Source organism: Secundilactobacillus malefermentans DSM 5705 = KCTC 3548 (assembly GCF_001436395.1).
Lineage (GTDB): Bacteria > Bacillota > Bacilli > Lactobacillales > Lactobacillaceae > Secundilactobacillus > Secundilactobacillus malefermentans.
Map to the genome: position 1 here is coordinate 35,928 of NZ_AZGJ01000011.1, position 13,431 is coordinate 49,358.

General features: G+C 43.3%; 12 protein-coding genes. 4 read left to right on the top strand and 8 right to left on the bottom strand.

Annotated elements, in window-relative coordinates; all coding sequences use genetic code 11:
* Positions 1 to 100: 100 nt before the first annotated feature.
* A complete protein-coding gene (locus FD44_RS03420; protein WP_010619462.1) occupies positions 101 to 778 on the top strand; it encodes a CPBP family intramembrane glutamic endopeptidase in 678 nt (225 codons plus the stop codon).
* Between the two features lie 27 nt (positions 779 to 805).
* On the opposite strand, the gene FD44_RS03425 is transcribed toward FD44_RS03420, so the two are convergent.
* Complete coding sequence (locus FD44_RS03425; RefSeq protein ID WP_010619461.1) at positions 806 to 3,850, bottom strand: autotransporter outer membrane beta-barrel domain-containing protein; 3,045 nt, start codon at positions 3,848 to 3,850, stop codon at positions 806 to 808.
* Between the two features lie 53 nt (positions 3,851 to 3,903).
* Entirely contained in the window at positions 3,904 to 4,896 is a 993-nt protein-coding gene (locus FD44_RS03430) for a DUF916 domain-containing protein (protein ID WP_010619460.1), read from the bottom strand.
* Positions 4,897 to 5,349: 453 nt separating this feature from the next.
* Here FD44_RS03430 and trpX point away from each other — a divergent pair, with 453 nt between their 5' ends.
* Genes trpX through FD44_RS03445 form a run of 3 tightly spaced genes read left to right on the top strand, consistent with a single transcriptional unit; the run spans position 5,350 to position 8,010 of the window.
* Positions 5,350 to 6,351, top strand: a complete 1,002-nt coding sequence (gene trpX, locus FD44_RS03435) for a tryptophan ABC transporter substrate-binding protein (RefSeq protein WP_010619459.1) — start codon at positions 5,350 to 5,352, stop codon at positions 6,349 to 6,351.
* Positions 6,348 to 7,247 carry an ABC transporter permease gene (locus FD44_RS03440; RefSeq protein ID WP_010619458.1) on the top strand — a complete coding sequence of 300 codons (900 nt, stop codon included), beginning with the start codon at positions 6,348 to 6,350 and terminating at the stop codon, positions 7,245 to 7,247. Before trpX ends, FD44_RS03440 begins: the two co-directional genes overlap by 4 nt.
* Positions 7,240 to 8,010 carry an ABC transporter ATP-binding protein gene (locus FD44_RS03445; RefSeq protein ID WP_010619457.1) on the top strand — a complete coding sequence of 257 codons (771 nt, stop codon included), beginning with the start codon at positions 7,240 to 7,242 and terminating at the stop codon, positions 8,008 to 8,010. The genes FD44_RS03440 and FD44_RS03445 overlap by 8 nt, the downstream gene beginning before the upstream one ends.
* Positions 8,011 to 8,064: 54 nt before the next feature.
* On the opposite strand, the gene FD44_RS03450 is transcribed toward FD44_RS03445, so the two are convergent.
* The 6 genes from FD44_RS03450 to FD44_RS03475 all read right to left on the bottom strand — a co-directional run bounded on the left by FD44_RS03450 (position 8,065) and on the right by FD44_RS03475 (position 13,404).
* Complete coding sequence (locus FD44_RS03450) at positions 8,065 to 9,252, bottom strand: MFS transporter (RefSeq protein WP_010619456.1); 1,188 nt, start codon at positions 9,250 to 9,252, stop codon at positions 8,065 to 8,067.
* A 326-nt stretch (positions 9,253 to 9,578) separates the two neighbouring features.
* Positions 9,579 to 10,451, bottom strand: coding sequence for an NAD(P)-dependent oxidoreductase (locus FD44_RS03455; protein ID WP_010619455.1), 873 nt, complete (start codon positions 10,449 to 10,451; stop codon positions 9,579 to 9,581).
* Positions 10,452 to 10,548: 97 nt separating this feature from the next.
* Positions 10,549 to 10,866 carry a thioredoxin gene (gene trxA / locus FD44_RS03460; RefSeq protein WP_010619454.1) on the bottom strand — a complete coding sequence of 106 codons (318 nt, stop codon included), beginning with the start codon at positions 10,864 to 10,866 and terminating at the stop codon, positions 10,549 to 10,551.
* A 1-nt stretch (position 10,867) separates the two neighbouring features.
* On the bottom strand, positions 10,868 to 11,623 hold the full coding sequence (locus FD44_RS03465; RefSeq protein ID WP_010619453.1) for a TerC family protein: 756 nt from the start codon (positions 11,621 to 11,623) through the stop codon (positions 10,868 to 10,870).
* 68 nt (positions 11,624 to 11,691) lie between these two features.
* Positions 11,692 to 12,306 carry a glycoside hydrolase family 73 protein gene (locus tag FD44_RS10680; protein WP_010619452.1) on the bottom strand — a complete coding sequence of 205 codons (615 nt, stop codon included), beginning with the start codon at positions 12,304 to 12,306 and terminating at the stop codon, positions 11,692 to 11,694.
* 96 nt (positions 12,307 to 12,402) lie between these two features.
* Positions 12,403 to 13,404 carry a linear amide C-N hydrolase gene (locus tag FD44_RS03475; RefSeq protein ID WP_029327517.1) on the bottom strand — a complete coding sequence of 334 codons (1,002 nt, stop codon included), beginning with the start codon at positions 13,402 to 13,404 and terminating at the stop codon, positions 12,403 to 12,405.
* Positions 13,405 to 13,431: the final 27 nt, after the last annotated feature.

Genomic DNA, 13,431 nt, shown 5'->3' on the forward strand with positions numbered 1-13,431 from the left:
GTACCACGCTCGAATAGCACGGTCAAATATTCAGAACTTGGTCATAATGGTATAATGTATCCCATTATGTTCCACATTTAATAGAATATGGAGGAATCTTATGGGAAGTTATCTCAATCGTCAAATACTCCGAATCGTTTGGATTGTCCTTCTATTCATTGGCTACCAAGCGGCAACTGCATTTTTAAGCACTGCATCAAGTCTCGCCGGAACCAATCCTGATCTGGCAGCTAAATACATCGGCTTAACGCTAATTGCATCCGCACTTCTACTTTGGCTCTTCCATTGGCTCTACCAAAAGCAACTTGCCAAAAATAATCCACGGCACTTTGGCCATACGCCACTCACTTCAAAACGGCTTTGGCAGTTTATTCTGCTATTCGCAATCATGTTTGGCATTCAACTAGTTTGGTCGCAGCTGATTGTTCATCACATTTTGCCCTCACCATCAAATCAAAAGCTGGTTGATCAAGGCGTCATGCAGCTTCCCTTATGGAATACCATTTATGATTGTATTGCGGCACCCTACTTTGAGGAAACAATCTTCCGGGGCTTCTTCCTGAACTTTTTCTTCTCTAAGAACACCCTTGTCTCAAATGTTTTGGGCGTTTTCGTTAGTGGTTTGATTTTCGGCTATCTTCATACACTGAGTTTTAATTGGACGTTGTTGCTTTACGCGAGTCTTGGCTGGCTTCTATCGTTCTCCTATTTGTATTTCAAAGATATTCGTTACAATATCGCCTTACACATGCTTAATAATATTTTGGGTTCCATTTAAAAAAGCGTCCTCAATTGAGGACGTTTTTTATGTTGGATTAACATTTGCCGCTAACGTATACGTCATCGTTGCTTGATAACGCTTTGCACCGTAAACACCAGAACTGAGCACCATCTTAATATTCGGATATGCTTTCGTCCAATAGCCGGTTGAATCATTTGCTTGCGTTGCAATCGCCACGTTTGTGTTATCGGCATTCACCTGATTTAATCCTGTATCAAACTTAATTCCAGCCGATGAGAATTGAGCAGATCCACTTGCAAATGGTGTCAATGCAGCACTTACAGTCCATCCATTTCCACTCGTCAAACCATCTACAACCGTGAGCTGAGTTCCGGTTCCCTGGTTACCGTATGTTGCCCCACCAGTTGGTAGATCGTGGTCGCCAAACTCTAATGGGCCTGGCACGCTGGTCAAGGAGAGCGATCCAGAAACAATTGGCGTTAACGTGACCGCATTTGACTTGGCTTTTAAGACGCTGCCACTCATCAAAAGGTCGCTCAGCGTTACGCCAGTCGTCGGTAACGGGCTCGTCACTTGAACCTGGTACTGAACCGTTACCTGGTCCTTTGCTTTTAGCGTCTGTCCCAGCGCAATCGATAAGGTGTTGCCACTAGTCGTTGCACTTGCCGTTGTAATTGCTACCCCGTTAACCAGCACACTTAGGTTTCCTTTATAGCCGAGATTTGCTCCCAAATCACTTTGAATGACTGGTGTTGTGATGGCGGTCGTTCCATCATTTGTTAGTTTACTCTGCAGGGTGACCGTTTCCCCCGCAGCACTGCTCGTTGCGTTTTTAACCGCTAAATTAGTGACGGTCTTGCCATTGCTCAATGCCGCTTTAGTCATTGACACGTTGGCTACCTGACTGTCATCCACTACTTTGACGGTCATGCTGGCCGTACCCGTTTTTCCCGTGGTCACCGTTTGCCCATTACTAAGTTTGACATTGGGTTGGGTAATTGTGGCCGTCAACGTATGGGTTCCCAGCAATGAGCTTCCCGTTCCTAGATTAAGGGCGCCAGAAACACTCCCACTACTTAATTTCAAGGCAAAGTTCTTACTAGAAGCGGCTGTCAAATTGGTGCCAGCGTTCGCGCTATTTCCAGTGACACTATCCTTCACGCTCACACTGTCCTGATTTGCGTAATCATCTACCCATGACCCACTGACGGTAACCGTCTTGCTGCTGGCCAGTTGACTGGTGTAGATTGTGACTGTTGATTCATCGAATTTCGTCGTTGGTGCAGGAATTGTCCCTTGAGTATAGAACATTGGCGCCGGCAAGATTTGGGCCGTATCGCCATTTGGTAAGGTTGATTTCCCGCCATAGTAAACGTACTGTCCCGCTGCAGTAGACGTGTTCGGCAGCGTTGAACTCGCGTCCGTTGCTAGGCTTACTTTCCCGGCCGTTCCAGCGGTTTTGTAGAGTGGTGCCAAATTTAGCTTACTTTTATCAACCGAAAGCTTGGCACTGCTCAACGCCCCTTCGCCATTACTATCCAGCTTAGAAGTATCAAAGTAGTTCGCAACTCTTGCAAATCGGTTTGCGCCAACTGCCCCCACCGTGCCATTCTGCGAACCAGAATAATCGGTTCCAGCGGCGTCGGTTCCTTTACCGGCATTTACCATGAGTCCGTCCAGTTTGATATCAAGCTTCGCTAGCCGATCGACTAGTGAATCTGTTTGAGAAACGTTAGGCAGTTCCGTCTTTTGCCCGTCAACTGACTCCCAGCTTGAAGTTGTCGTATTCAGTTTATTGGTGCTTCGAGTATCCCATGGAGATGCATAGGCATTCCAAGATTTAACGGTTGAAGTGACGGGCACATTTGTCCCAGAACTCACTTGATCCTTTTTCACGAGTGCGTAATCAACCGGTGATTTCCCGGGGTCAAACGTAAAATTAGTCCCACTTGAATTGATACTAAAAGGATCAACTAGCTGACTACTTCCGTACATCTTTAAACCTAGGTTAATCTTACCGTCCGCTCGTGGTGAAGGCATTAGCTTTCCTTTGGTTAATTGCTTATTTGGGGAGCTATCCGCCAAATTACCATTGTACTTTGCGATATCAATGTAAAAGTTAATGTTGGCGGTTCCATCAAATCCTGAACCAATTAGCCAAGAAAAGGTGTTCGCATTTTGTAACAGCGCCAAACTGTAGCCAATGGTCCCATTTAAGGCAACTGGCCCATAAACTGGTGGTAGGAAGTACCAGGACGACATAATCGATCCACCTGCATCAACTGATCCCGCTGCACTCGTGCCCAGTTCAGTTGGGGTAATTGAATCACCATTGTCAGAAACGTTATTTTTGAAGTCCTGACCATCCTGTGCGAAACGCGCTAATTTGATTGTACTTCGGTTACTAGGAAACAGGTATCTTTCCGAATGCTCAAGGGGAATTCCTTTTACTTTAAGGAAGAACGCGTGAGGATCATCCGGATCAAGGTAAACGTGGTGGTCAAACTGCATCGGAAATTGTGGTGAGCCAGCGATTGGTACAGAAATTTGAAGCATCATGAACGCTTGATCCCACACAATTGACTTAGCCATCGCACTGGCATCGACATCTTCCGGCATTTCAACGCGAACCATAACCCCGTAGTTTCCTGAAGACATATTGCTGACCAGGTTCCCGCCATCCGTCTTTGCCAACACGGCCCGAATTGAAATTTTTCCTCGGGCTTGTAAGAAACCACCCGTATAAGCCTGGTTACCGTTTGACATCAGTTGATTATCATTTAATTTAATATTGCCACTACTATCAGTCAGACTGGAAACACCACTTTTGTTCGTGCTTCCATCCGGAGAAACGTAGCCCGTTTTGTCCACGTAATTTAATGTAAAATCGCCATCAGAAATTTTAATATCTACTGGTGATTCCGTACTAATTGAGGTACCCGTATCTGAAACACCTGACGAACGAACCGTCCCAGTCGAGGCGGTGTAATCATTATTATCTGGCAAAGTAGCCGCCGACCCGTTTGCGATGAAAACAAATAAGCCAACGCCTAAGCTCAAAATGAACATCCCTATTTTTAGCCATTTTTTATCAACATTATGAAGCATCGCTGTCCCCCCAGTCCCCTAACTAGTGACGTGTGCCTTGAGTAGTTTAGTCCTTAACGCGGACGTTTGATTCGAAAAAGTAGCCAGCCAATTGTGGCGATGGCCAATCCGACAAATAGACCAATCAAAATTTTCACCCAGCTAAGCCCTGTCTTTTGCTGGTCTTGCATCGTAACCTGATTCGCCTTGACCTTAAATGATTCAGTCGATTGCCATTTTTGATCCGTGGCGTTTGCAACCGCCCGGTAGTTTAATTGATAGTTTCCAGCAGGTAACGGCTTATCAAGCGTAACCTGCCAATCAAAATTTGAGCGGGGCGCTACCCCAATCTCCTTTTGAGAAAACTTTCTAACAACCTGATGATCTTCTGCCCGAACAATTTGGCCACTGACAACAACTTTTGGCAGCACCCATGGTTGATCATTAATCGTTTTGATTTGCAGAATTCCCTTACCATTTTGCAACTTATACCGAGCTCCTGAAGTCGTGATTGATCCCTTTAGTGTTTGGTTGCTCTGGCGCACGACAATTGGAATGGCGACCGCATACTGGTTGGCAATGCTTTGCTTTTGCTTGTTGTCCGCATTGACAACCCTGATTCCGCCCATGCGTTGTCCCCTAAAAGAGTTAGTTGGCATCTTCAAGCTGAAGCTAACGCGCTTTGTTTCGCCGCTTTTAAGTCGGATGGTCTTCTTTTGCGGTCCATTGACCAGTTCACCAAATTGGCTCTGATCTTTTGAACGGGCCGTTCCCTTATCATAAGAAATAATCCCGTTCTCGTTTGTGTAAGCTGCATTCAAACTAAGTCGCAGCTGCTGCGTTGTCGCTTTTTGATTCACAACTCGAACCGCCACATTGACTGTTTCGTTGGCCTTCGTTTTTAAGTTGAAGTAACCGTCCTGCGAGAGTTCAGTCTCATCATAAATGGGAGAAACTGCAATGCCATTCATGTCTTCAGCTTGAACAGTTCTTAGCGACAAAATCATCATTAATCCCAAACTAATTAACGCCAGCGTAAAGTTAGTTAAATGCTTCTCCCATTGCATTTCATTCCCCCCGTTTCTAAACGATACCATTTGATAAGTTGATATTAACCGGTTTTAATAGTTATTGCTAATAATAACTCCTGAGGACCTGACACTCTTCCCCAATTTTCATTTTCAAACAAGAATAGCTTGACGTGTCCTCATTAATTTCTTATAATTGTCAGCAATTAGTCAGAGAAGGGAAAGTTAGCATGCTAAATCATTCAATCCAAAATTTGAATAGTGACTGGCAAAGCCGATAAATTGGGCAATCTTTTAACACAGATGCGCCTGATGAGAAAGACATCATTAGTACGTGTCTGTGTCGGCTAACTTTTCTGTTAATAAAAAGCCTGCATGGATTAACACTTTAACCCAGCAGGTCTTTGTTTTTCATCGGACAATTATCCTGCGCGGATGATTGTCTTTTTTTATTTTCCTGAGCGACTAAACAACTAATAAGGGGGATTCATAATGAAACGACTTTATTCACTCATTGCTATTATTTTAGTCTTTCTTGGCTTTGCATTTGTTCGTCAGCAACCGTCTCAACAATCGACGCGGACCCAAAAAACGCAAACCGTCGGAATTTTACAATTAATGTCCCAACCGGCACTGGACACAATCCATAAGGGGATCATGAAGGGGCTCGCCGATGAGGGCTACAAACCTGGCAAGAATCTAAAAGTTGATTTTCAAAATGCCGAAAATGATCAAAGTAACATGAAGACGATGAGTTCTCGCTTTGTGAACGAAAACGCTGATGCCATGATTGGTATTGCAACGCCATCAGCTCAAGCACTCGCTAATGCATCGGATAAAATTCCAGTTGTGTTAGGAGCAATTACCGATCCAAAGGGAGCTGGCTTAGTCAAGAATAATAAGCGACCTGGTGGCAACGTCACTGGGGTTTCTGATCAAGCACCGCTTAAAGCTCAACTTGATTTAATTAAGCAAATCATGCCCAAAATGAAAACCCTTGGGATTATGTATACCTCAAGTGATGATTCAGCAACCGCACAGTATAAGCAATTCAAAGCCCTTTGCAAAAAGGAAAACGTGACGCTTAAGGCTTATTCAATTTCAAACACCAACGATGTTGATCAGGTTTCTCAACAAATGCTGAGCAACGTGGATGCCGTTTATGTTCCAACGGACAACACAATTGCGTCTGCCATGCAGACGTTGGTTGCAAACGCCAACTTCGCTAAGGTCCCCGTCTTCCCTGCCGTTGATTCAATGGTAAAGGATGGCGGATTAGCAACCCTCAGTATTAATCAATACAAATTGGGTGTTGAGACCGGCAAAATGACCGCACAAATTCTTAAAGGAAAACTCAATCCAGCAACGACACCAATTCATTTCTTCCGAAGTGGTGAAATGACGATTAACTTGAAGGAAGCCAAAAAACTTGGTATTACGCTTCCTAAGTCAGTTGTCGAAGAAGCTGAAAAGAACGGGGAGGTATTCAAATGAATTTAGTTGTATCCGCAATCGGGCAAGGACTCCTATGGGCAGTCCTTGGGTTAGGCCTTTTTCTAACCTTCAGAATATTAGACTTTCCAGACATGACTGTTGAAGGAACCTTTCCAATGGGGGCCGCAGCTTGTGTCTCCGCCATTTCACACGGTATCTCACCAATCTGGGCAACCCTTATCGCTGTCGGCGTTGGTATGTTGGCAGGACTCGTCACCGGCCTTCTTTATACAAAGGGTCGGATTCCAATTTTGCTAGCCGGAATCTTAGTCATGACGGCCGCTTACTCCATTAACTTACGAATTATGGGCCGAGCAAATCTCTCCTTATTAGGCAAATCAACCCTATTCAAAACACGTTTTCTTCAATCATTACCACCCTACTTTGACAGTGTTGTCCTTGGCATGGTGATGATTGCAATCGTGACGCTATTATTGGTTTACTTTTTACAAACCGATTTGGGACAGTCCTTCATCGCCACTGGTGATAATGAAGTAATGGCCCGCTCACTTGGAATTCACACCGACAACATGAAAATCATGGGACTGATGGTTTCAAACGGGATGATTGGTCTTGGTGGTGCCCTAGTTTCTCAAAACAACGGCTACTCCGACGTCAACATGGGAATCGGAATTATCGTCATTGCCCTTGCTTCCATCATCATTGGGGAAGTCGCATTTGGCGAATTAACAATGAATCAACGATTAGTTGCCGTCACGTTAGGGTCAATTTTGTACCGCTTTGTGCTCCTAATTGTTCTAAAACTTGGCTTCAACGCAAATGATTTAAACCTATTATCTGCCATCGTTCTAGCACTTTGCATGATGCTGCCAGTATTCCAAAAGAAGTTCAATTTCCGTCATATTCTAAAGAGGGGGCTTGATACCAATGAGTAACCCAATTCTAAAACTCGATAATGTCGTCGTAAATGTTAATCAAAATACACCCGAACAAATTACCATTCTTAATCACCTAAATTTAACGGTGAATGATGGCGACTTCATTACTATTCTAGGTTCAAACGGTGCTGGTAAATCTACCTTATTCAACGCAATTGGTGGTAATTTAAAAATTGATGAGGGGCAAATTAGCCTTCGTGATAAAAATATTACCCACCTTTCAGAAGAAAATCGCACTCGATTTTTGAGTCGCGTTTTCCAAGATCCCAAGTTAGGAACGGCGCCCCGAATGACGGTTGCCGAAAATCTACTGTTAGCCAAAAAGCGTGGTGAAAGTCGTCACCTGACCCCTCGCGGATTGAAACAACAAATGGCTGGGTTCGCTAAGCTGACATCAACAATGAATAACGGTTTGGACGAACGGTTAAACACGCCAACCGGTAACCTATCCGGTGGTCAACGTCAGGCTTTAAGCTTCCTTATGGCAACGTTAAAACGGCCAGACATTCTCCTATTGGATGAACATACTGCTGCGCTAGACCCTAAGACGTCGCAACAGTTAATGGCCGCCACGAACGATCGAATTAATACTGAAAAGTTAACCTGCCTCATGATCACCCATCATTTGGAAGACGCTTTGAAGTATGGTAACCGCCTAATTGTTCTTCAAGATGGCCAAATTACTTACGATGTTTCTGGCGCTGAAAAAGAAGCGTTAACCCAAGAAAAACTGTATTCGTTCTTCTCAGATATTGAATAGAACAAAAAAATAATCCTACCTCAAAAATGAGATAGGATTATTTTTTGTCTTCATTTATTCTGCTGGCGATAAAGCCGTTTCCTTTACCGTTCCAAATCGTAAGGCAACCAAACTAACAATTAAACATAGAACTCCAACTGCTAAGTCGGATTGAAGCGTTAAAGCTGGGTTAACGGTCACTAATCGTCCACTGATTAATGGTACCGTAACTGATGCAATACTTCCAAATGTGAAGAAAAGTCCTGTGATTCGGCCCTTATTTGCTGGGAAGAGTTCGCTTAAAGCGTTTAAGCCAACCTGCATGATTCCGCCGGCTGCTGATAATCCAAAGGTAAATGCTGCCATCAAAGCAATGGTCGCACTTCCCGCAAAACAGATTCCAACTAACGCTGCGACAGCAACAGCATTGAAAACAACTAACAATTTGAAGGGACTAATCCCAACTTTAAGCATAATTGAAATAAGGAAGACACCGGTTAATGACCCAATGCTGTACAACGATAGCATTCCATGTGCGGCAACGTTATCCAATTTCAAAACTGACTGGGCGTAGTAAGTTCCCCATTGTGTGAACCAGATCATCAGTGCCATTGAGCCGTATCCGTAAATTAAGAGGCCCACTGCAGCAATTCGCTGACCCTTAGTCAAATGCTTAGTTGCAACGGCCGCGCTTTCACTTGATTGCTTTTTAGGAAACTTGGTCATTGGTAAAATAGCTAAATTAAATGCCAAAATTGCTAATGCAAAGACGAATGATGATCCGTACCAGAAATGATTTAGTTCAATTGCGCTGACCATGATTGGCAAAACAAACTCTCCAGCTGACATAGCAGCTTTTATCAACACCGTTGAAGCTGACTGATGCCCCGGCATTTCCATGAAAGTTGGGTAAGTACCAGAATCCAAGGCGGAGTTGGCAACCCCTGCTAAAATAGTTAAACCGTATGCAACAGGTACGCTGCTCGTCATTAAGATTCCGGCGAAGAAAATGGCGTACGATAAAATACCAATGTAAATAAATGGCTTCCTACCCCATTTGTCGGACAAACTTCCTAAAATGTAGTAAGCGAGCAACCGGCCAATTCCTAATGCTGAAATAACGTAGGCAACGGTCGCAAGTGACGTATGCCATCCCGCCTGTAAGACCTTCATATTTTGGGTCAGAATAATTAATCCAACACCGTGGACGAAGTAGTTTAAGTAGAGAATAATGTTCAATCTGATTGTATTTGCTCTGGTCATCTGTGACACCCCATTTTCTAATTTTTGAAACAAAAAACCGGTTAGCATCTGCTAACCGGCGTCTTGAAAAATCATCCAAATAGAAATAGACTATCGCGCTCACCAGCTAGCATGTATAGACACCTAGCTGGATTGTAAAATAACTCCCACCTTAGATGCGATCTCGTTAGACCGCACCCTTGGAAGATGCGGTTACCTAAAGTAATAGAAGTTATAATACCAATTGTTGAGTTTGAGTTGAGCCTGCTTCATAGTGATGATCTCCTTCCGAATTGAATACATTTATTAAAACATTCTAATAATTCTTTGTCAACTCTAATTTAAAATTAATCTTTCCACTTTTCATACGTTTTGATTAAGCCCTGGGTTCCGTCATCCCCCAGATTGGCCTGTTCAACCATCGTTTCGTATAGTTGCTTTGCCAATTTTGTTGACGGTAGATCGAGTCCCATTTTATCTGCTTCATCAAGCGCAATCCGTAAATCTTTGAGGAAGTGTTTCGCAAAAAATCCTGGAGTGTAATCCTGCGCTAAAATTCGCGGAACATAGTTTTCCATGCTCCAGTTATCGGCGCCACCACTACTCAAAGTAGCAAGCACCTGATCAAGTGGCAATTTCGCATTTTTCGCATAAACGAGCATTTCAGTCAATCCCGTCATGGTTCCAGCAATCATGATTTGATTGGCCATTTTTGTATGCTGACCAGAGCCGGCCGCACCAAAATAGTTAACGCGTTTTCCAATCAAATCAAATAAGTCAGATAACTGTTGGTAGGCGGATTCATCCCCACCCAGCATCACGGTTAGTGCCCCTTTTTGAGCACCAATATCACCGCCGGAAACGGGAGCATCTAAAGCCAGCGAATTATGCGTATGAGCTTCTTTATTAATTTTAATTGCTAAAGAGGGCGTGCTGGTTGTCATATCGACGACGATGCTCCCTGGTTTTAGCCCCGCAAAGATCCCATTTGCGCCAAAATAAACGGACTCAACGTCTTTGGGAAATCCAACCATGGTAAAAATAACATCCGTTCGATCAGCAATAATTTTAGGCGTCACGGCCCATTTTGCACCCTTATCAATTAGCTTTTGCGCCTTTTGTCTTGTTCGGTTATACACCGTTAAATCATGACCAGCATCGATGAAATGTTCCGCAATCGCAGCACCCATGACACCCGTTCCAATAAATCCAATATTCATCTGAGTCACCATCCTGTTCTAATTTAATCTAAAGCCATTTAGGACGAATAATCAAGAAAAAAATGGGATGCCAAATTCGCACCCCATCTCATCACGTTTATTCAGCTAATTTTTGATCTAAGTAAGCCGCAAGTTTTTCACGTGGATAAACACCGGTTACTTTTTCAGTTGCCTTACCATTTTTAAAAAGTACGAGACTTGGAACGCTCATGACCTTATATTGCATGGCAATGTCTTGATTGCCATCAACGTCCATTTTTGCAAACTTAATTTTGCCATCATACTCATCTTCAAGCTGCTCTAAAACGGGATCCATCATTTTACATGGCGCACACCAAGATGCCCAAAAATCAACGATTGTCATCCCGTCTGCAGTTTGGCTTTCAATATTATCTTTCGTTAAATTAACTGCCAAATTAAGACTTCCCTTCGCTCTTCGAATGTTTCGCTCTAATCATATGAATGAGAACCGTCACCACAACGGCGCCAACCACTATTCCACCAAATACGGGTGCCGGAATCTCGATATCAATTGCCGGGATGGACATAAATAATTTAATTGCGATAAATGCGATTAAAATGTAAGCCATTGGTTCAAGTTCAGGAATCTTCTTCATTAGTTTCATGATAAATTCAGCAATCCCCCGCATGGCAAGAATCCCAATCATCCCACCTAGCAGAACGATAACTGGGTTCGGAGAAATTGCGAGTGATGCAAGAACTGAATCAACAGAAAAGATGATGTCCATCATTTCAATTTGTACCACGACCGACCAAAATAGTGAGCGTTGACTCTTCTTACTATTATCGACTAAATGGCGCGTATGCGTGACTTTCGTTTTGGTGAAGTAACGGAAAGTTAGGAACACCAAGTAGAGCGCGCCAATCACCTTTATTTCCCACAAGTGAATGAGGAAAGTTCCTAATCCAATAATTAGGAACCTAAAGATGTACGCACCCCAAATTCCGTAGAATAATGACTCTTCTTGGAGCTTTTTTGTTGGCAAGCTTTGCGTCTGCGCAGCAAGTACCACCGCATTATCAACAGATAATAGACATTCAATCAGCACTAATGAAAAGATTAAAAGCCAGTCGTTCCCTGATGTAATAACAGTTTGCCAGTTATGAAGATCAAAAAAGGGTCCGTATAACTCACCCAGTAAATGTAACAACGATAAATTCCCCACTTCTAATTTCAGATTGATTTGATTCTAGCATTTTACCACGAGAATTGCTATCCCTAGTTATCATATTGATTTAAATTGTAGGTTTGAATCATTTGGATAATTTTTTGGGCATACTTTGGATCGGTGGCATAATTATTTTCCTGTAAAAATTCTGCTGCCGTTTGATAATTAGTGGTTGCTTGGGGAATGAACTTAGCTCGCAAAATTTTGTCATGATCCAAAATGGCGGACTTTAAATCGGGATAGTCTCTAAAGTAATCGTTCACCGTTATCTTTTTACCGTTTTCGTATTCCGTTGTTGGAAACGCCTTGGTGTTTCCTTCGTAGCTCCCCTTCATGCCAAATGGATTATTGGCCTCAAGGTAGAGCGTCGACTTCCCCCAGTTGGACTCCAAAATTGCTTGGGCAACCACGATGCTGGGGAGGACTTGTCGATTTAGTTTATACACACGTTGTGCTGGAGCAGCCATCTTTTTAATGAACGCTCGTTGTGCGTCAGTCAGGCCTTGCGACGCAGAAGTGGATTGAGTTGTGGCCGTCGCACTGCTGTCAAATCGGTTCACCACGTATTGACGAAGTTTAAGTCCCGCACCGAACACCAGGACAACAATGACAGCGACAATCACAAACGCGACGACGCCATTACTCTTTTTTCGCTTTGCAATCACAATAACCCTCTTTCCTTTGTTAGATTGGTTTGAAGTATAGGGACTCATCTGGAGAAAGTACGCTTTTTAAAGTCAACTTATTAAAAAATTACAGAATCACAGTCCCGGAACCTCATCCCGTTTGTTCAGATTATCGACTACCAAATCATTAATCACTGAGTAAAATTTAGGCTTTGTCCAGTTGAGCATTTCCGGCGTCAATTGAAGTTTCACAATGGACATCCGGTCATACGGCTCAAAATAGTAACTAAGGGACTCACTACTCGTTGCTGCCCGATAAATCGAATAAGTCCTTTGATGATCAGTACTTTTCGGAACACTCACACTATTTAACAGGTGCCAACTACTAATGACCGCTTCATCTTCATTTGCAGGAATATTTGCCCGCTCCTTATCGTAAGCAGCTCGAATAAATCTGGAACCCGGCGTGAAGGATCCAGTTGGTACTTTCTTCCCCGAAAAGTTACCAGTTGTTACTTTAGACGTATTCAAAGGAACCGTCCCCGCCTTGAAGGCTGGCGTAAATTCCATATAATCCTCTAACTGATTAATTTGTTTCTCAAAATTATGTGAATTGGTCAAAATTCCCAATGGGTTATTCCGGACTTCCATTGGCTGCTTCGTGGGCTCAATGACCACGATCCGTCCCGTTTTGTCCAGAACAGTAAAGTGGAGCTCTGGGTGACCGTAGGCTTGATCAGCAAACTCATCGGTCATTAGTTCAATCTCCGATAGGTACGCTTCAATTTCAGCGACTGACTTAAAATTTCCTAACAAATAAAAGGGAAGTTCAAATGGTGCCAATTGCGTTTTCTCAGAGTTTCGCTGAGTTGAGAGGATTGATCCATTGGAAAAAGTTAACTTTTGGACGCTAAGCCCCCACTCATTGATTCCGTCTGACACATCTACTTCGTCGTCATGAGGACCTCCGCCACCAATGAGCGCATACTTATTTTTATATTCATGATGATCGTAGACGCTTTTCCAACTGTAATCTCTGGGGGTAAAAAGTGGCATACTTCCCATTCGATACCAGTCCATCGTCCGTGAAAGTAAATGCGTGCCATCCTTTGCAATTTGTAGAATGCTTGTGCACATATTTAATCCTCCTCGTATTATTAAAAT